The organism is Arthrobacter sp. Hb9-2 (assembly GCF_059091165.1).
In genome coordinates this window covers 24,246-42,774 of sequence record NZ_JBNHGJ010000007.1, presented here as the reverse complement: position 1 = coordinate 42,774, position 18,529 = coordinate 24,246, and the positions used below count along the sequence as shown (strand labels likewise).

Here is an 18,529-nt window from a genome sequence, read left to right as displayed (position 1 = left end):
CAAAGATGAAACTGTTGCGAGAGGAGTCCTGCGATGAGCACTGTGGACAGCTTCGGTTCAAAAGGCAAACTTAATGTAGCCGGAACCGATTATGAAATTTTCCGGTTGAACTCCGTTGAAGGTTCAGAAAACCTTCCGTTCAGCCTCAAGGTATTGCTTGAAAACCTGTTGAGGACCGAGGACGGCGCGAACATCACTGCCGATCACGTCCGCGCCTTGGCAGGCTGGGATCCCAACGCCCAGCCCGATACAGAAATCCAGTTCACGCCAGCCCGCGTGATCATGCAGGACTTCACCGGCGTTCCCTGCGTGGTTGACCTGGCGACCATGCGTGAAGCGGTCAAGGAACTGGGCGGCGACCCCAAGCGGGTGAACCCCCTGGCACCGGCAGAGATGGTGATCGACCACTCGGTCCAGATCGATGCCTTCGGCAACTCCGGCGCGCTGGAGCGCAACATGGAGATCGAATACCAGCGCAACGGGGAGCGTTACCAGTTCCTGCGTTGGGGCCAGACGGCGTTCGATGACTTCAAGGTGGTTCCCCCGGGAACCGGCATCGTGCACCAGGTCAACATCGAGTACCTGGCCCGCACCGTGATGACCCGCGAGGTTGACGGCGCCCTGCGCGCCTACCCGGACACCTGCGTTGGCACCGACTCACACACCACCATGGTCAACGGCCTGGGTGTGCTCGGCTGGGGCGTCGGCGGCATCGAAGCCGAGGCCGCGATGCTGGGACAGCCCGTCTCAATGCTGATCCCGCGCGTTGTGGGCTTCAAGCTGACCGGATCCATCCCTGCCGGCGCCACCGCAACCGACGTGGTGCTCACCATCACCGAACAGCTCCGCAAGCACGGCGTCGTGGGCAAGTTCGTGGAGTTCTACGGCGAAGGCGTGGCCGCTGTGCCGCTCGCCAACCGCGCCACCATCGGCAACATGAGCCCGGAATTCGGTTCCACGGCTGCAATGTTCCCGATCGACGACGTCACCCTGGACTACCTGCGCCTCACCGGCCGCTCAGACCAGAACGTGGCCCTTGTTGAGGCTTACGCCAAGGAACAGGGCCTCTGGCACGATCCTTCCCGCGAGATCAAGTTCTCCGAGTACCTCGAACTGGACCTGTCCACGGTTGTTCCGTCCATCGCCGGCCCCAAGCGCCCGCAGGACCGGATCGAACTGACCGAGGCCAAGGACGAGTTCCGGCACGACCTGAAGAACTACGTCTCGCACGAGGCCGACGCCGGTACCCTGGACGAATCGCTTGAGGAGACCTTCCCGGCCTCCGACTCGCCTTCCTTCACCGCCGGAACCACGCACATCTCCGACACAGACCGGGAGCCCCCGAAGTACTCGGCAGGCCACGGGGGAGCGGGCCGCATCTCCCAGCCCGTTCCGGTCAAGATGGCTGACGGCCGCGAGTTCGAGCTGGACCACGGTGCAGTCACCATCGCATCCATCACGTCCTGCACCAACACGTCCAACCCGTCGGTCATGCTGGCCGCCGCGGTCCTGGCCCGCAACGCCGTCGACAAGGGCCTCACGTCCAAGCCGTGGGTCAAGACCTCTGTTGCACCGGGCTCCAAGGTTGTAACGGACTACTACGAGAAGTCCGGCCTGACCCCCTACCTGGAGAAGCTCGGCTTCTACATCGTGGGCTACGGCTGCGCCACCTGCATCGGCAACTCCGGCCCGCTGGAAGCCGAAGTGTCGGAAGCCATCCAGGCGAACGACCTCGCCGTCGCGGCTGTCCTCTCGGGCAACCGCAACTTCGAAGGCCGCATCAACCCGGACGTCAAGATGAACTACCTGGCCTCCCCGCCGCTGGTCATCGCCTACGCCCTGGCGGGTTCCATGGACTTCGACTTTGAAACCGACGCGCTGGGCCAGGACCAGGCCGGCAACGATGTCTTCCTTAAGGACATCTGGCCGAACCCGGTTGAGGTCCAGCAGGTCATCGATTCCTCGATCGACAAGGAAATGTTCGCCAAGGGCTACGAGGGCGTCTTCGAGGGTGACGACCGCTGGAAGGCGCTCGACACGCCCGCCGGTGACACCTTCGCGTGGGATCCGAACTCCACCTACGTCCGGAAGCCTCCGTACTTCGAGGGCATGCAGGCACAGCCTGAGCCGGTCAAGGACATCACGGGCGCCCGCGTGCTCCTGAAGCTGGGCGATTCGGTCACCACCGACCACATCTCCCCGGCCGGTTCCTTCAAGTCCGACACCCCTGCCGGCCAGTACCTGCTGGCCAACGGCGTGGAGCGCAAGGATTTCAACTCCTACGGTTCCCGCCGTGGCAACCACGAGGTCATGATCCGCGGAACGTTCGCCAACATCCGCATCAAGAACCAGATCCTGGACGGCGTCGAAGGTGGCTTCACCCGCGACTTCACCCAGGAAGGCGGCCCGCAGGCCTACGTCTACGATGCCGCGCAGAACTACCAGGCAGCCGGCACCCCGCTGGTGGTCCTGGCAGGCAAGGAATACGGTTCCGGTTCCTCCCGTGACTGGGCTGCCAAGGGTACCGCCCTGCTGGGCGTCAAAGCTGTCATCGCCGAGAGCTACGAGCGCATCCACCGCTCCAACCTCATCGGCATGGGCGTCCTGCCGCTGCAGTTCCCGGCCGGCGAATCCGCTGCCACCCTGGGCCTGTCCGGCACGGAGACGTTCTCGGTTGAGGGCGTGACCGCCCTGAACGAGGGCACCACGCCGAAGACGCTCAAGGTCACCGCAACTGGCGAGGACGGCAACACGACGTCGTTCGACGCCGTCCTGCGTATCGATACCCCGGGTGAAGCGGATTACTACCGCAACGGCGGCATCCTGCAGTACGTGCTGCGCCAGATCTCCGCGAACTAGCGGTAACTGCTTAGCAGGCACCACCTTCCGAAGCCCCGGCCGGTCACCGACCAGCCGGGGCTTCGGCTTTGCTGGTGCGTCTGGTCCTGCGGACCGAGGCGTTAGAGTTAAACGGCACGTCTACCACCCGAAGGAGGGGTCATTGGGAATCTTGGACACCATCCGGAATCCGCAGGACCTGAACGAGTTGTCCGAAGAACAGCTGAAACAGCTGGCTTCGGAGGTCAGGGATTTCCTGATCACGAACGTCTCCCAGACGGGCGGGCACCTCGGTCCCAACCTGGGCGTGGTGGAACTGACGCTTGCCGTGCACCGCATCTTCGACTCGCCCCGCGACAGCATCGTTTTTGACACCGGCCACCAGTCGTATGTCCACAAGCTGCTGACCGGCCGCCAGGATTTCAGCACCCTGCGCCAGGAGGGCGGCATCTCCGGCTACCCGTCCCGTGCCGAATCCGAGCACGACATCGTGGAAAGCTCGCACGCCTCATCGTCGCTGTCCTGGGCCGACGGTATCTCCCGCGCCCGCCAGCTCACCGGTGAAGGCGACCGGCATGTCGTTGCCGTCGTCGGAGACGGTGCCCTCACCGGGGGCATGGCCTGGGAAGCGATCAACAACATCGCCGCGGACAAGCGGCGCCGCGTGGTCATCGTAGTGAATGACAACGGCCGCTCTTACGCCCCCACAGTGGGTGGCTTTGCCGACTACCTCGCGTCCCTGCGCCCCACCATTGATTCCTTCCGCACCACGCCGGCGTACGAACGCGCCTTGGACTGGTGGAAGAAGAAGCTCCAGGACGGGGGCCCAGCGGGCCAGTTCACCTACAAGAGCCTGCATGCCATGAAGAAGGGCATCAAGGACTGGTGGGCGCCGCAAGGCATGTTCGAAGACCTCGGCATGAAGTACATCGGCCCGGTGGACGGCCACAATCTCGAGGCCATGGAGCACGCACTGGCCACGGCAAAGCACTACGCAGGGCCCGTGATCGTGCATGCCATGACCGAAAAGGGCCACGGCTACGCTCCGGCGCGCGCGCATGAGGCGGACCAGTTCCACGCTGTGGGCATCATCGACCCCGAAACCGGGGAACCCACCGGCACCGCCGGGGCCCAGTCCTGGACCTCCGTTTTCGCTGACGAGATCGCTGCGATCGCCGATGAGCGGAAGGACGTCGTCGGCATCACCGGCGCCATGCTCATTCCCGTGGGCCTGCACAAGTTCGCGGCCCGGCACCCGGACCGGGTGATCGACGTCGGCATCGCCGAACAGCACGCCCTGACCTCCGCGGCCGGTATGGCCTTCGGTGGCCTGCACCCCGTGGTTGCCGTCTACGCCACCTTCCTGAACCGGGCCTTCGACCAGCTCCTGATGGACGTTGCCCTGCACAAGGCCGGCGTCACTATCGTCCTGGACCGCGCAGGCGTCACCGGGCCGGACGGCGCCAGCCACCACGGCATGTGGGACATGTCCATGGTCCAGATTGTCCCGGGCCTCCACTTGGCCGCACCCCGTGACGCGAGCAGGCTGCGCGAGGAACTCCGCGAAGCCGTGGCAATCAGCGACGCTCCCACAGTGGTCCGCTTCTCCAAGGGATCCGTCGGCGCCGAAGTCGAAGCGCTGGAACGCCTCAGCGACGGCGTGGACATCCTGTCCCGCAGGCCCAGCGGTTCCACGGAGAATGACGTCCTGATCATCTCCGTGGGCGCCATGTCCGAGCTCGCCCTCGACGTAGCCAACCGGCTTGGCGCGCAGGGCATCAGCACCACGGTGGTGGACCCGCGCTGGGTTCTTCCCGTTCCGCGGTCCATCATCGCGCTGGCATCGCACCACCGCCTGGTCATCTGCATCGAGGACGGCGTGCGTGCCGGCGGCGTGGGTTCACGGATCCGCCAGGAGATGCGTGCAGCCGGCGTGGACACCGCCCTGAACGAGGTGGGCCTGCCGGTTGAGTTCCTGGACCACGGCACCCGCAGCCAGGTCCTGGAACGTGTGGGCCTGACTGCCCAGCAGATAACGCACGACGTCGTTGCCCAGGTTCTCGGGACAAAGGTCCCCTTTGCGCGTCCCCTGCCAGGCCAGCAGCACCCCACCACCGGCAGCCTTCCGATCCTGTGAGGGGCGAGGACCTACTGAAGTATCCGGGTGTGGTGGCCGAGCCGGAAGCTGAGGACCAGGCCGGACCAAGCCGCGAACCGCGGCACCTTGAGCCCGGCCAGCTGGTGGTCGCCCGGAACCGGAAATGGAACGGCAAGGCGCACTGGGTTGTCCCCGGGCGCTACCTGGGCGAGGACCGCCACGGCTGGTGGATCTTCCAGGGAACCAACGAATTCTGCTCCCGTCCCGGTGCCGCCTTCTACACCAGGTCCGACGCCGTCCTCCTGGTCCCGCGCGAAGGCGACTGGGTGGCCACGTTCTATGACGACGCCCACCCCGGCGGTGTACGGATCTACATCGACCTGGCCGTGGCACACGAATGGCACCGGATCCGGCCGGGCGTCACGGAGTTCCACGTGATCGACATGGACCTGGACGTGGTCCGGACAACAGGCCGCGGCGTGTTCATCGACGACGAGGACGAGTTCGCCGAACACCGCGTGTCCATGGATTACCCCGCAGCCCTGGTGGAAACACTCGAGGCCTGCGCGGACCAGCTTTACCAGGCCGTCGAGGCACAGCAGGCACCCTTCGACGGCACCGACGTCGAATGGTTTACAAAGGGACGGTCATGAGCGGCATTGTAAGGGTCTACAAACGCGACGAAGAGGGCACCCTCCATTTCCGGGAGGCCTGGTTCGATGAGGATTACAACCAGTTCGTGATGAATTACGGGGCTGTGGGGCACCAGAGCAAAACCGAGGAGACCGACGTACCGGACCCGGAGGCAGCCGAGGGCCTTTTGGACGCATTTGCAGTCCAGTGCGCTGAGGACGGCTACGCGGAAATTCCGGACGAGGAACAGTTCTGGGTTGTGGCCCAGTTCGCGCTGAAAACCCGGGAGGGCACCGACAGGGACCGCTACCTCGAAGAAAAGGCAACGGACGCGCTGATCAGCCATCTCGCCTGGCGTGGACTCGGCACGGTGGAACGCTCTGAATTCACTGACTACAAACTCAACATCTTTTGTCTCTGCCCGGACGTCAACAAGGCAGTCGCCGCCATCAAGGTCTGCAGCCGCGGCGAGGACCTGGACTTCACCAAGCTCAGCATCGGCGCAGCGCCCTACAGCGATCCGCAAAACTTCAAGCTCAAGCACTCGGCCAAGCCCGCCAACACCTTCAGCCTCTAGGAGCGTATGTGACCACCTACCGCCGCGTCGGAAAGTCCGGCCTCACCGTCTCCACCGTCGGGCTGGGCTGCAACAACCTGGGCCGTGCGAACACTGCCACCGAGACGCAGGGGGCCACGGACGCGGTGGTCCGCGCGGCGGTGGATGCCGGGATCACCCTGTTCGACGTCGCCGACACCTACGGCCGGGAGCCTGGCCTCAGCGAAACGATGCTCGGCAAGGCCCTCGGCACCAGGCGGGCCGAGGTCGTCGTGGCCACCAAGTTTGGCATGGACATGAAGGGGGCCAGCGGCCCGGACTTCGGTGCCCGTGGCTCGCGCCGCTACATCATCCAGGCGGTGGAGGCCTCGCTGCGGAGGCTGGGCACCGACTGGATTGACCTTTACCAGTTCCACACCCCGGATCCGCTCACTCCCATCGACGAAACCCTGTCCGCCCTGGATGCCCTGGTCACCAGCGGCAAGGTCCGCTACATCGGACACTCCAACCGGGCCGGCTGGCAGATCGCGCAGGCGGAGTACGTGGCCCGCGAAATGGGTAGCGCCCGCTTCATCTCCACCCAGAACCACTACAACCTCCTGGACCGCAGGGCCGAGCTTGAGGTAACGCCGGCCGCAGCGGAGTTCGGACTGGGCGTCCTGCCGTATTTCCCCCTCGCCAATGGCCTGTTGACCGGCAAGTACGCGCCCGGCCACGCCCCGGACGGCTCCCGGCTGAGCCACACCCGCACACATTTGGTCCACGACGCCGACTGGGACCAGTTGGACAGCTTCAGCAGCTTTGCCAGGGAACGCGGACTGACCGAGATCCAGGTTGCGTTCTCCTGGCTGGCAGCACAGCCGGCCGTGGCCAGCGTCATCGCGGGCGCCACAAGGCCCGAACAGGTCCGGCAGAACGCGGAATCAGCGGACTGGCTTCCCACGGAAAAGGACCTCGCCGAGCTGGACAGTATTTTCCCTGCCGCCCCGAAGGTAGCTCTGTTCTAGGACCGTCATGACCGCCTTCCTGCTGGACGTGGACACGGGTATCGACGACGCCCTGGCCCTGGCCTACCTTGCCGCCCTGCCTGACGCCGAGTTCGTCTGCGTCACCGCCACCCCCGGAAACGTTGACGTGGACCAGGTGGCGCGCAACACCCTGGCCCTGCTGGAAATTTGCGGCCGCAAGGGAGTGGAAGTGGCCATAGGTGCGCGCGAGCCGCTGGCCATTGAGCTGCTGACCACTCCCGAAACGCACGGTCCGCAGGGCATCGGCCACGCCGTCCTGCCGGAACCGGCCGGCCAAGTCTCGGAGCGGAACGCCGTCGACCTGTGGGTGGAGCACGCGAGGGCCCGTCCGGGGGAGCTCACCGCCCTCATCACCGCACCCCTGACCAACTTCGCGCTGGCCCTGCGGAAGGAACCCCGGCTGCCGGAACTGTTGGCCAAAGTGGTGATCATGGGCGGCAGCTTCTACCACCAGGGCAATACAACGCCCACCGCGGAATGGAACACGCACGTGGACCCGCACGCGGCCAAGGAAGTCTATGCCGCGTTCCAGGGCCGGCCGCTGGAAAAGCTTCCCATCGTCTGTTCACTGGACACCACGGAGCGGATGGAGCTCCACCCCGCGCATGTCCGCCAACTGGCTGAGGCGGCCGGGGCAACGGTGCCTGAACTGGTGCTGCCGGAACAGCCCGAGGGCCAGCCCAGCACGTCGGACAACACCTTGATCCGGCACCTGTCCGATGCGCTGCGGTTCTATTTCGAGTTCCACCGCCACTACGACCAGGGTTACCTGGCCCACGTCCACGACTACTTCGCCGCAGGAGTTGCCGCCGGCACGCTCGACTTCGAAGCCCGTCCGGCAACTGTGGACGTGGAAACCGGCTCCCGGATGCTGATCGGCACCACCGTGGCTGACTTCCGCGGGCTCTGGGGCCAGCCGCCAAACGCCCGTGTGGTGTCCACCAACTATCCGGAAGCTGCGTTTCGGGAGCTGGTGTCCGCCGTCGGGGGCCTCGCCCGGCGTCTGGGCTGAGCCCAACAACTTCGTAAAGCCCCCGGACTGCCGCGGTAGAATAGTCCGCGGACCGGACAGGCGCAGCTGCCTGGCGGCAGCTGCCGAGGTGACATAGGCAGCGTTCCATTCCGGCCCCGGATTCCCGGGCCGGCCGTGCGCACCCCGAAGGAACTCCATGTCATCGCTCTCCCTGACGCTTCCATCTCCGGCACCGGCCGCCGCCCGCAAACGCCGGCTGCTGGAAATCCTCGGTGCCCTGGCCATCGCCGGCACCTACATCTACCTGGTCCTCAACCAGCCCACCGACATCACTGGCGGGCCGGGAAGCGCCTCCGCCCTGATCGCCCTGTCCGGTTTCCTCGTGGGCGCCGTTCTGCTCATCGTTGCTGTCCTGCCGGCCCTGCCGACGTCCACCGTGGTGCTGATCCCCGTTGCCCTGGTGCTGAACATCGTGCTCGGCCAGTTCGTGGGCAGCACCCTGGTCCCGTTCTACCTCGATGCGATCGGTACCGTACTGATCGCGGTCCTCGCGGGGCCGGCGGCCGGCGCGGCAACCGGCGCGTTGAGCAGCATCGTCTGGTCCTTCTTCAACCCGACGGTGCTGCCCTTCGCCGCCGGTGCCGCACTTATCGGCTGCCTCGCGGGCGTGGCTGCACGCTACGGACTCTTCCGCCGTTTCTACCTCGCGCCCGTAGCCGGATTCGCTACCGGGATCATCGGCGGCGTCGTGTCCGCCCCGGTGGCGGCCTTCGTCTTCGGCGGCACGTCCGGGGTTGCCACCGGAGCCATCGTCAGCGCCTTCCGCTCCATGGGGGACACCCTGCTCGCCGCCATCACCAAGCAGGCCCTGATCTCCGATCCCATGGATAAAGCCATCGTGTTTACCGTGGTGGCCGTGCTGGTCTACGCCCTGCCCCGCCGTGCAACGCTGCAGTTCCCGTTTGTCCGGCGGCACCGTGTGCTGGCCGGACGGACTCCCGGACAGGACTCCTGACCTCCTGCCCATGCGACTGCATCCGCTGACGTCCCTCGCGGCTGCCGGCAGCACGGCGGTGATGACGACGGCGGCAGCCAGTTGGCCGCTGTCCCTCGCCGTGATCGCGGGCGCCCTCGGCCTTTCGGCCGTGGTAGGCACGCTCCGGCGGCTCCTGCCTGCGGCAGCTGCCGTGCTGGTGCCGCTGTGTTTGTCGTTGCTGGTCCTGCACGGCCTCTTTTTCCCGGAAGGGCAAATCATCCTCGCCCAGTGGGGCCCTGCGCGCGTCACCGCTGAAGGGCTTTCCTTTGCATTTGAGCGGGCGGCGCAGGTTTCGGCTGCCGTCCTGGCCCTGCTGGTGTTCTCCTTCAGTGTCAGCGTGCCGGACCTGGTCGCGGCGCTCTCCGCGAAAGGCGTGCAGGGCCGGTTTGCCTTCGTGCTGGCGTCAACCCTGACCCTGCTCCCGGCCATCACGTCCCGGCTGGACCGTATCCGGCAGGCCCAGGAATCCCGGGGGCTGGTGATCCGGCGCGGCCTGTTGCACCGGGTCGCCGCATTCCGGCTCCAGGCGGTTCCGCTGGTCTCTGCTTTGGTGGAAGACGCTGCCGTCCGCGGCGCGGCCCTGGAAGCACGCGGCTTCGGCGGCACCGGCCACCGCACCAGCTACCGGGACGTCCCGGATCCGGTTGTGGAGCGTTGGCTCCGTGTCCTGCTGGTGCTGGCCGCGGCGGCTGCCGTGGCGGCCCGGTTGTGGCTGGCGGGTGGCTAGGTGAAGACCTCCAGTGCCCTCGCCGCCAGCATCCGGAGTTTTGCCTTCCACGACGATGACGTGCCAGTCCTGCGCGGCGTGGACGTCTCATTTGCCCCCGGGACGTACACCGCGATCCTCGGCAGGTCCGGAAGCGGTAAGTCTACGCTTGGCCGGCTCCTTGCGGGCTGGTTGTCTCCCGGGGCAGGCGGAAGCCTGGCAGGACACCTCGAACTCGCGGGAACCCGCCTGCACTTCAACGGAACCGCGCACGACCCCCGCATCGACCCTGCCAGGTGGGGTGAGCGGGTGGGTTTCGTTCCGCAGGACGCCTCCACCACCCTTTCCACGGTCCGCGCCACTGTGGCCGAAGAACTGGCGTTCGGCCTGGAGAATGCCGGTAGGGGCCGGGCCGCCATGCGCGAAGCCGTAGATCGCACCGCGGGGGTGCTGGGACTTGCCGGGCTGCTGGAACGTCACCCGGGCACGCTTTCCGGCGGCCAGCTGCGGCGCCTGGCAATCGGCTGTGCAGTCATACTGGAGCCCGCGGTGCTGGTCCTGGACGAGCCCTTTGCCTCCCTTGACACAGCCGGGGCGGGCGAGCTAGCGCTGCTGCTCCGCAAGCTCGTGGACGGCGGGACCGCCGTCGTCGTCCTGAGCCAGGCGATCGATGAGGTGCTGCTCGAGGCCGACGGTTGGATTGTCCTGGACGCGGGCACCGTCGCGGTGAGCGGCGCACCCGCAGAACTGATGACGGCGCCGGAGCGTCTGCCAGGCGGCATTCGGCGTCCGGTTGCGAACAGGAATTTCAACATGCCGGCCTCCCGGGCAGCCGCCCGCCAGGTGAGGGCTGCTGCTGCCCCTGTCCTGGAGCTCCGCGGCGTCCTCTTCTCCTACCCGGCCACAGCAGGCCGCGGCAGGAAAGCCCGGGCAATCAGTGGTAAAGCCGGCGGGCAACAGCACGGCACCGTGCTGCAAAGCATCGACCTTGTGCTCCAGCCGGGGGAGATCGTTGCCGTGACCGGACCGAACGGTGCGGGTAAATCCACGCTCTTACGCCAATTCAACGGACTGCTGCAGCCCACGTCCGGCTCCGTCCTCGTTAACGGGAAGGACATTGCCGGACTGCCGGTTGGGGAGGTGGCCGCTTCCGTGGGGCTTCTCTTCCAGAACCCGCGCGACCAGCTCTTCGAACGGACTGCTGCCCGTGAGGTCCGGTTCGGCCTCGACCGCCGGTTCGGTGCAGGCGAGGCGGCGGAAAGAACCGCTGCTGCCCTGGCCGCCGTTGGTCTCTCCGGGGCTGCCCAGGACCACCCGGCCGAGCTGCCGGCCTCCGGGCAGCGGCTGCTGGCGCTGGCCACGGTCCTTGCCCGCAGGCCGTCGGTTATCGCCCTGGACGAGCCCACGGTTGCCCTGGACGGTGACGGCCTGGCTGTGCTGGACAAGGCAGTACGGTCCGCCGCAGCGGCGGGTGCCGCCGTCGTCCTGGTCACACACGACGTTCCCTACGCCCGCACCGTGGCGGACCGCCTGTTGACGCTCGAGGGCGGGCGGCTGCCGGGAGGCTGACGCGGTCAAGGCAAGCGGCCCCGTCCAAGGCAAGGGGCTCCGTCCGGAAGAACCGGACGAAGCCCCTGCGCTGGTGAACGAACTCCTGGGCGGGGCAGGCCAAGCTCAGCTGGCGGGCCGGCCTGCTGGGGTCCCGGCGGGCCGGGACGCCACACCCGGCGGAAGGAACCGTTTGCCGTTGACCCGCTCGGAGGCGCCCACCCGGTCAAGGTAGGGTGTGATGCCGCCCAGGAACATCGGCCAGCCGGCGCCGAGGATCATGCAGAGGTCGATGTCTTCCGGCCCTGCCACCACCCCTTCCTCCAGCATCAGGCCGATTTCCTCGGCGAGGGCATCCTGGGTGCGGCGCAGGACTTCGTCGGCGCTTGAGGGGCTGGTCCCGAAGGACATCAGTGACAACGTGGACTGTGGAATCTCCTGTGCGCCGTCCGGACCGGGGGCCCACAGGCTCTTCACTCCGTTGTCGATCAGTTTCTGCAGGTTGGCAGAAACGGTAAACCGATCACCAAACGCGGCGTGCAGCGACTCCTGGACGTGCTGGGCAACGGGCAGCCCCACCATGGCGCCGAGCGTGAAAGGCGTCATCGGCAGGCCCATGGGCCGCAACGCGTTGTCCGCCACCTCGGCGGGGGTTCCCTCATCAAAGGCGGCCGTCACTTCGCCCATCAGCCGCAGCAGAATCCTGTTGACGACGAACGCCGCGGCGTCCTTGACAAGCACCCCGGTCTTTTTGAGGGACTTGGCCAGCTCAAAGGCGGTGGCCAGTACGGCGTCGTCGGTCTTGGGGGCGCGGACGATTTCCAGCAGCGGCATCACGGCCACCGGGTTGAAGAAGTGGAAGCCCACCAGCCGTTCCGGGTGCCGGAGGTCCTCTGCCATGGCCGTGACGGACAGGGAGGACGTGTTGGTGGCCAGAATGCATTCCGGCGTAACAATGGCCTCGAGCTCGGCGAACACCTGCTTCTTGACGTTCAGCTCTTCAAATACGGCTTCGATCACGAAGTCGGCATCGGCGAAAACGTCCTTGGAAACGGAACCTGTGACCAGCGCCTTCGTGCGGTTGGCGGCGTCCTGGCTGATCCGCTTCCTGCCCAGGAGCTTGTCCACTTCGGCGTGGACGTAGCCCACCCCTTTGTCCACCCGGGCCTGGTCGATGTCTGTCATGACCACCGGCACCTTGAGCTGGCGGGCGAAGAGCAGTGCCAGCTGGCTGGCCATCAGGCCGGCGCCAACGACGCCCACCTTCGTGACGGGCCGGGCCAGCTTGCGGTCGGGGGCGCCGGCCGGGCGCTTGGACCGCTTCTGGACCAGGTCCAGGAAGGCGTAAACGGTGGCGCGGAACTCGTCGGTCTGCATGAGTTCGGCGAGGGTTTCGCACTCCAGCGCCGCGGACTCGGTCTGGCTCATGGTGCGGTTGGCTTCGAGGATGTCCAGGACCCTGGCTGGCGCCGGTGCTGCGTTGGACGTTTTGGCTTCAACCAGTGCCCGCCCGGCAGCTACGGCCGCCGCCCAGCGGGCTGCGGTGTCCGGATCTGCGGGGTCGACGGCGTTGGGGCGTTCCGCCGCCACCTCGCCTGTGATGACTTTCGCGGCCCAGGCGAGGGACTGCTCCAGGAAATCCGCAGGCTCGAACATGGCGTCGGCGATGCCGAGCGAGAAGGCTTCCGGGCCGCTGAGGGTCCTGTTGTTGCTCAGGGGGTTTTCGATCATGACCTTCACGGCGTTTTCCGGGCCGATCAGTCGGGGCAGAATGTAGACGCCGCCCCAGCCAGGCACCAGCCCTATGAAAGCTTCCGGCAGCGCCAGTGCCCCCGCTCCCGTGGACACTGTGCGGTACGTGGACTGGAGGGCTATCTCCAGGCCGCCGCCCAGCGCTGCGCCGTTGATGAAGGCGAAGCTGGGCACGCCCAGGTTGGCCAGGGTGCTGTAGACCTCGTGGCCCAGCTGCGCCATCCACAACCCGTGCTCGCGTTTGTCCAGGGTCTTAACAGTAGAAAGGTCGGCGCCGGCCACCAGGTAATAGGGTTTGCCCGTGACACCCACTCCCACGATGTCGCCCCGGCGTGCCCGCTCCCGGAGTTCCTCGAGCACCGTGCCCAGTTCCACCAGCGTGTTGGGCCCCAGTGTGGTGGGCTTGGAGTGGTCCAGGCCGTTGTCCAGCGTAATGAGGGCGAACGTGCCGGGGCCGGGCTTTCCGGCCGGGCCCGGGAGTTCGATGTCCTGGACATAGGAGTGCGTCACGGTTTCATGGGGGAAGAGGTCGGCAAGCTTGGTGAAATCTGCGGCGCTCATGCTGCTCCTTCGGAAACGGCTTCGGTGATGGCGGATTCCGCTGGCCGGGCTCCGCTGTAGTCGGCGTGGTGCGGGTTCTCCCAGATAACAGTGGCACCCATTCCCAGTCCCACGCACATGGTGGTAATCCCGTAACGGACCGAGGGGTCTTCCTCGAACTGCCGGGCCAGCTGGTTCATGAGCCGCACTCCGGATGAAGCGAGGGGGTGGCCCACCGCGATGGCTCCGCCGTAACGGTTAACCCGGGGATCGTCGTCGGCAATGCCGAAGTGTTCCAGGAAGCTCAGCACCTGGACGGCGAAGGCTTCGTTGATTTCGAACAGCCCGATGTCCCCGATGGAGAGCCCCGCATTCTTCAGGGCCTTCTCCGTGGCGGGAACAGGACCGATGCCCATCACCTCGGGCTCAACGCCGGCGTAGGCGTAGCTAACCAGGCGCATGCGGACCGGCAAGCCCAGTTCGACGGCGGCTTCGGCCGATGCCAGGATGGCCGCAGTGGCGCCGTCATTCAGGCCTGCCGCGTTTCCTGCGGTGACACGGCCGTGGGCGCGGAACGGGGTGCGGAGGCTGGCGAGGTCAGCCCGGGTAGTGCCGGGGCGCGGCGGCTCATCCACCGTGTTCAGGGTCCAGCCCTGGCCGGGCTTCAGGGTTGCTACCGGCACCAGGTCCGGCTGGATCTTGCCGTCGCGGCGGGCTTCTTCAAACTTCTCCTGCGACGCCACCGCGTATGCGTCCGTCCGTTCCTTGGTGATGGAGGGAAAACGGTCGTGCAGGTTCTCGGCGGTGTTGCCCATGTTCAGCGCTGCCGGATCGACCAGCCGCTCGGACATAAACCGCGGGTTGGGGTCCGCCCCGGAGCCCATGGGGTGGTTGCCCATGTGCTCGACGCCGCCGGCGATCACAACGTCGTAGGCGCCAAAACCGATCCCGCCTGCGGTGGAGGTTACGGCCGTCATGGCCCCGGCGCACATGCGGTCGATGGCAAACCCCGGAACAGTACGGGGGAGTCCCGCGAGAAGGGCCGCTGTCCGTCCGAGGGTCAGGCCCTGGTCCCCGCTTTGGGTGGTGGCCGCGATGGCCACTTCGTCGATGCGTGCCGGCGGCAGCGAAGGGTTCCGGCGCAGCAGCTCGCGGAGGCACTTCACTATCAGGTCATCGGCCCGGGTGCCGGCATAGATGCCTTTTTCTCCCGCCCGGCCGAAGGGCGTGCGGAGGCCGTCGACAAAAACGACGTCCCGGACAGTGCGGTTGGACGCGCTGCTTCCGTTGTTGCTCACGTGTAACTCCTCATCGAGACGTAGGCGTCAGTGCGCGCCGCATGGCGGCAGGCAGCTGAACGGCAGTACCCCCGATGTTACTCGCGAGTAACTTAGGCCGCAAGGCCCGGCATTTAAAGGACGCTCTCGCGCTTAATGCACAATTTTGGCAAACGCTCTCCCACTCTCTTTGAGAAAGTGAGAGAGCGCTGTCAATATTTGTGCATCAACTGAGAGAGCGTTTGGGTTTGGAGGGCCGTGGCCGTCAGCGGGACCTATTGGCGGGCTGCCGGAGCGGCGTCCGGTTTGGGTTCCTTCGGCGGCAGCGGCTGCGGGTTGAGGAAGGCGTGCGTGATCAGTGGCGCCGCAAGTTCCACCTGCCATGCGCGTGCGCCGAGGGCACGCAGTTCCGCCGCTACTGATTTTTCGCTGATCTCCGCAGGGGGCCGCCACGCCACCCGGCGCAGGTAGTCGGGGGTCAGTAGGTTCTCCAGGGGAAGGTTCAGCTGGTCGGCTTTCTCCTGCAGCAGTGGCCGGGCGGTGGCCAGCCGTGCAGCAGCCTCAGGGTCGCGGTCGGCCCAGACCCGTGGCGGCGGCGGCGCATTAGTGGCCAGGTGCAGCGGCGGAAGCTCCTCCAGGTCCCGGGCCGTCGCGATGCAGCGCAGCCACCGGGGAGCTTCGCGCTGCGCCGCCCGCCCGTGGAAGCCCTTGGTGCCCAGCAGTTGGGGCACCGTGGACGGCATGGCCTTGGCCGCAGCCACTAAGGCAGAGTCCGGGATGAGCCTTCCAGGGGCAACGTCCCTCTTCTGCGCCAGGGAGTCCCGTTCCAGCCACAGCTCCCGGACGGCCGCCAGCTGCCGCCGGTCGCGGATCTGGTGAAGGCCGGACGTTTTCCGCCAGGGGTCCACGCGCGGCGGAGCGAGTCCGGCATCCAGGATCGCGGCGAACTCCTGCTGCGCGTACTCCAGTTTGCCGTCGGCCTCCAGCAGTTCAATGAGCTCTTCGCGCAGTTCGGTCAGGACCTCGACGTCCAGTGCGGCGTACCGGAGCCAGGGTTCGGGAAGGGGCCGGGTGGACCAGTCGGCGGCCGAGTGCTCCTTGGCCAGCCCGAATCCCAGCAGCTGTTCGATGACGGCGGCAAGGCCTACCCTGGGCAGGCCTGCCAGGCGGGCGGCCAGTTCGGTGTCAAAAAGCTTGTCCGGCCACATGCCGAGTTCAGACAGGCAGGGCAGGTCCTGGCTCGCCGCATGCAGGATCCATTCGACGCCGCGGAGGGATTCGTTGATGATGGCCAGGTTGTCGAACGGTTCGGGGTCGATCAGCCAGGTTCCGGCGCCTTCGCGGCGGATCTGGACGAGGAAGGCACGCTGCCCGTAGCGGAAGCCGGAGGCGCGCTCTGCGTCAACGCCGGCCGGACCAGTCCCGGCGGCGATGGCGGCTGCGCACCTCTCCAGCCCGGCTTGCGTTTCGATGACCAGCGGAACGCCGTCGCGGGGCGAATCGAGCTCGACGATTTCGGGGATGGAGCTGTCAAAGCCTTCCACCGTGATCTGGGGTGCGGTATCAGCAGCCGGAGCGCCGGCCGTGGTGTTTTCCGGATTGTTAGGGGTCATGATGCCTTTAGTTTACCGGCCGGCCGGTTCCGGACTGCCTTTCGGACCGCGCCGCGCCCGCCACTGGACATCCGGCTAGTTCCGGCGCCGGTGCGGGAGCGGGGTGACACCCTCGGGGAGCGGCGGTAAACCGGCGAAAGTGCACACCATGTCGGACCAGGCTTCGAGGTGTGCCGTCACGTCCGAGGTCGCGGGGGTCCAGGAGGCGCGCAGCTCGATGTCGATGGAGCCGGGCCGCTCCGCAAGTGTTCCGAAGCTCTCGGACAGGACCCTGGTGGCTGTGCCGCCGGCCGCTCTGTACGGTGCCTTGTGGTTCTCGAGCGCCTCCACCAGCCACGTCCATGCCACCGTTCCCAGCATCTCGTCGTTGCCCATCTCCGGCTCCAGCTGGGCCCGGATGTAGGTGACGATGCGGAACTCGCCGTCCCAGACTGCAGAGCCTTCGGGGTCGTGGAGCAGGATGAAGCGGCCCGTGGCCAACTCCGTGTCGTCGTCGTCCGCTGTTCCCGACGCGGCCGCCAGCGCCATGGCGGCCGGGCCGTGCAGGGGAGTCGCGGTGCCCGGCCCCGGTGCCAGGACTTCCGCGCCAAGCGCTACGGCGAAGGGCGCCAGCCGTGCAGGCGCCGGAATCTCCGCCAGGTGGAGTTCCCCGCGGCACTGGGCTTTCCTGAGGGTTCCCAAGGCGTGGAGAAATTCCGGGGGAACCTTGTCAAGTGCGTTCACCTTCGCAGGTTACGCAACCATGCTGGTGACGGCGGGAAGGCTCGCCGTCACCAGGCGCCGTCTAGCTGGACTGCCCGCTGCCGTCAACGCGGAGCTCATGGCGGATTGCTGCCACGAAGGCATCAATGTCCTCCTCGGTGGTATCGAATGAACACATCCACCGGACTTCTCCGGCGGCCTCGTTCCAGTCATAGAAACGGAACGATTTCCGCAGCCGGTCCGCCACCCCTTCCGGCAGGATGGCAAAGACGCCGTTGGACTCGGTTTTCTGCGTCGGCTGCACGCCGTCAATGGTGTCGACGGCGTTGCGGAGCCTCGTGGCCATGGCGTTGGCGTGGGAGGCGGACCGCAGCCAGAGGTCACCTTCCAGGAGGGCGATGAACTGGGCAGACATAAAGCGCATCTTCGACGCCAGCTGCATGTTCATCTTCCGCAGGTACACCAGCCCATGGGCGGCCTCCGGGTTCAAGGCCACCACCACTTCACCGAACAAGAGCCCGTTCTTCGTGCCGCCAAAGGACAGAATGTCCACGCCGGCGTCGCGGGTGAAGGCCCGCAGCGGGACCTGGAGGTGGGCCGCCGCATTGGCCAGCCGGGCGCCGTCCATGTGCAGCTTCATCCCCTTGGCATGTGCGTGGTCCGCGATGGCCCGCACCTCTTCCGGCGTGTAGCAGGTTCCGAGCTCCGTGGTCTGCGTGATGGAGACGGCCAGCGGCTGGGCGCGGTGCTCGTCGCCCCAGCCCCAGGCCTCACGGTCGATCAGTTCGGGTGTGAGCTTGCCGTCCGCGGTGGGGACATGCAGGAGCTTGATGCCGCCAATCCGTTCCGGCGCGCCGTTCTCGTCCATGTTGATGTGGGCGGTGGAGGCACACACCACGGCGCCCCAGCGGGGGAGCAGCGACTGCAGCGACAAAACGTTGGCGCCCGTTCCGTTGAAGACCGGGAAGCATTCGATGCCGGGCCCGAAGTGTTCCTCCATCAGTTCCTGCAGCCTGGCGGTGTAGTCGTCTTCCCCGTACGAGACCTGGTGGCCGTCGTTGGCGGCGGCAAGGGCCGCGAGGACCTCCGGATGTACCCCGGAGTAGTTGTCCGAGGCGAATCCGCGGATGGTGGGATCGTGCAGCCGGGTTCCGGCGGCAGTTTCTGCTGTTGTTGTCATGGCTTTGCTCACGCTTTCAGTCTAAATACAGTCGGGCGCCCTGCAGGCA

The 18,529-nt window shown here is 66.6% G+C and carries 14 protein-coding genes; 9 read left to right on the top strand and 5 right to left on the bottom strand.

The genetic code is table 11. The features are described 5' to 3' along the window. Window positions 1–33: 33 nt before the first annotated feature. From AC5RV1_RS06225 to AC5RV1_RS06185, 9 genes are all read left to right on the top strand, one after another. Window positions 34–2,859 (top strand): aconitate hydratase, encoded by a 2,826-nt coding sequence (locus AC5RV1_RS06225; protein ID WP_493993902.1) that lies wholly within the window; start codon window positions 34–36, stop codon window positions 2,857–2,859. 142 nt (window positions 2,860–3,001) lie between these two features. Then, on the top strand, window positions 3,002–4,975 hold the full coding sequence (dxs, locus tag AC5RV1_RS06220; RefSeq protein ID WP_493948724.1) for a 1-deoxy-D-xylulose-5-phosphate synthase: 1,974 nt from the start codon (window positions 3,002–3,004) through the stop codon (window positions 4,973–4,975). Next, entirely contained in the window at window positions 4,972–5,589 is a 618-nt protein-coding gene (locus AC5RV1_RS06215) for a DUF402 domain-containing protein (RefSeq protein ID WP_493993901.1), read from the top strand. The genes dxs and AC5RV1_RS06215 overlap by 4 nt, the downstream gene beginning before the upstream one ends. After that, window positions 5,586–6,146: a hypothetical protein gene (locus AC5RV1_RS06210; RefSeq protein ID WP_493948722.1), complete on the top strand. Its 561-nt coding sequence runs from the start codon at window positions 5,586–5,588 to the stop codon at window positions 6,144–6,146. The genes AC5RV1_RS06215 and AC5RV1_RS06210 overlap by 4 nt, the downstream gene beginning before the upstream one ends. Window positions 6,147–6,154: 8 nt before the next feature. Further along, window positions 6,155–7,132 (top strand): aldo/keto reductase, encoded by a 978-nt coding sequence (locus AC5RV1_RS06205; protein WP_493993900.1) that lies wholly within the window; start codon window positions 6,155–6,157, stop codon window positions 7,130–7,132. 7 nt (window positions 7,133–7,139) lie between these two features. Next, window positions 7,140–8,165 (top strand): nucleoside hydrolase, encoded by a 1,026-nt coding sequence (locus tag AC5RV1_RS06200; protein WP_493948720.1) that lies wholly within the window; start codon window positions 7,140–7,142, stop codon window positions 8,163–8,165. A gap of 157 nt (window positions 8,166–8,322) precedes the next feature. Beyond that, a complete protein-coding gene (locus tag AC5RV1_RS06195; RefSeq protein WP_493993899.1) occupies window positions 8,323–9,141 on the top strand; it encodes an ECF transporter S component in 819 nt (272 codons plus the stop codon). Between the two features lie 10 nt (window positions 9,142–9,151). Continuing rightward, the gene (locus tag AC5RV1_RS06190; protein WP_493993898.1) at window positions 9,152–9,889 is read left to right on the top strand and encodes an energy-coupling factor transporter transmembrane component T; all 738 of its coding nucleotides are present in this window, start codon (window positions 9,152–9,154) and stop codon (window positions 9,887–9,889) included. Continuing rightward, window positions 9,890–11,437, top strand: a complete 1,548-nt coding sequence (locus AC5RV1_RS06185; protein WP_493993897.1) for an ABC transporter ATP-binding protein — start codon at window positions 9,890–9,892, stop codon at window positions 11,435–11,437. It abuts the gene before it with no gap. A 105-nt stretch (window positions 11,438–11,542) separates the two neighbouring features. Here the strand turns inward: AC5RV1_RS06185 and AC5RV1_RS06180 are convergent, their stop codons facing one another. From AC5RV1_RS06180 to AC5RV1_RS06160, 5 genes are all read right to left on the bottom strand, one after another. Then, on the bottom strand, window positions 11,543–13,729 hold the full coding sequence (locus tag AC5RV1_RS06180) for a 3-hydroxyacyl-CoA dehydrogenase NAD-binding domain-containing protein (protein WP_493993896.1): 2,187 nt from the start codon (window positions 13,727–13,729) through the stop codon (window positions 11,543–11,545). Beyond that, window positions 13,726–15,006: a thiolase family protein gene (locus AC5RV1_RS06175; RefSeq protein WP_493993895.1), complete on the bottom strand. Its 1,281-nt coding sequence runs from the start codon at window positions 15,004–15,006 to the stop codon at window positions 13,726–13,728. The genes AC5RV1_RS06180 and AC5RV1_RS06175 overlap by 4 nt, the downstream gene beginning before the upstream one ends. A gap of 254 nt (window positions 15,007–15,260) precedes the next feature. Further along, entirely contained in the window at window positions 15,261–16,598 is a 1,338-nt protein-coding gene (locus AC5RV1_RS06170; protein WP_493948715.1) for an HRDC domain-containing protein, read from the bottom strand. A 75-nt stretch (window positions 16,599–16,673) separates the two neighbouring features. Next, on the bottom strand, window positions 16,674–17,321 hold the full coding sequence (locus AC5RV1_RS06165) for a DUF3000 domain-containing protein (RefSeq protein WP_493993894.1): 648 nt from the start codon (window positions 17,319–17,321) through the stop codon (window positions 16,674–16,676). Between the two features lie 61 nt (window positions 17,322–17,382). Next, window positions 17,383–18,480, bottom strand: a complete 1,098-nt coding sequence (locus tag AC5RV1_RS06160; RefSeq protein ID WP_493993950.1) for a threonine aldolase family protein — start codon at window positions 18,478–18,480, stop codon at window positions 17,383–17,385. Between the last annotated feature and the right edge of the window lie 49 nt (window positions 18,481–18,529).

Coding starts and splice junctions, on each gene's coding strand:
- AC5RV1_RS06190 (WP_493993898.1), top strand. CDS start 9,152: ATGCGACTGCATCCGCTGACGTCCCTCGCGGCTGCCGGCAGCACGGCG.
- AC5RV1_RS06200 (WP_493948720.1), top strand. CDS start 7,140: ATGACCGCCTTCCTGCTGGACGTGGACACGGGTATCGACGACGCCCTG.
- AC5RV1_RS06160 (WP_493993950.1), bottom strand. CDS start 18,480: ATGACAACAACAGCAGAAACTGCCGCCGGAACCCGGCTGCACGATCCC.
- AC5RV1_RS06195 (WP_493993899.1), top strand. CDS start 8,323: ATGTCATCGCTCTCCCTGACGCTTCCATCTCCGGCACCGGCCGCCGCC.
- AC5RV1_RS06225 (WP_493993902.1), top strand. CDS start 34: ATGAGCACTGTGGACAGCTTCGGTTCAAAAGGCAAACTTAATGTAGCC.
- AC5RV1_RS06180 (WP_493993896.1), bottom strand. CDS start 13,729: ATGAGCGCCGCAGATTTCACCAAGCTTGCCGACCTCTTCCCCCATGAA.
- AC5RV1_RS06210 (WP_493948722.1), top strand. CDS start 5,586: ATGAGCGGCATTGTAAGGGTCTACAAACGCGACGAAGAGGGCACCCTC.
- AC5RV1_RS06170 (WP_493948715.1), bottom strand. CDS start 16,598: ATGACCCCTAACAATCCGGAAAACACCACGGCCGGCGCTCCGGCTGCT.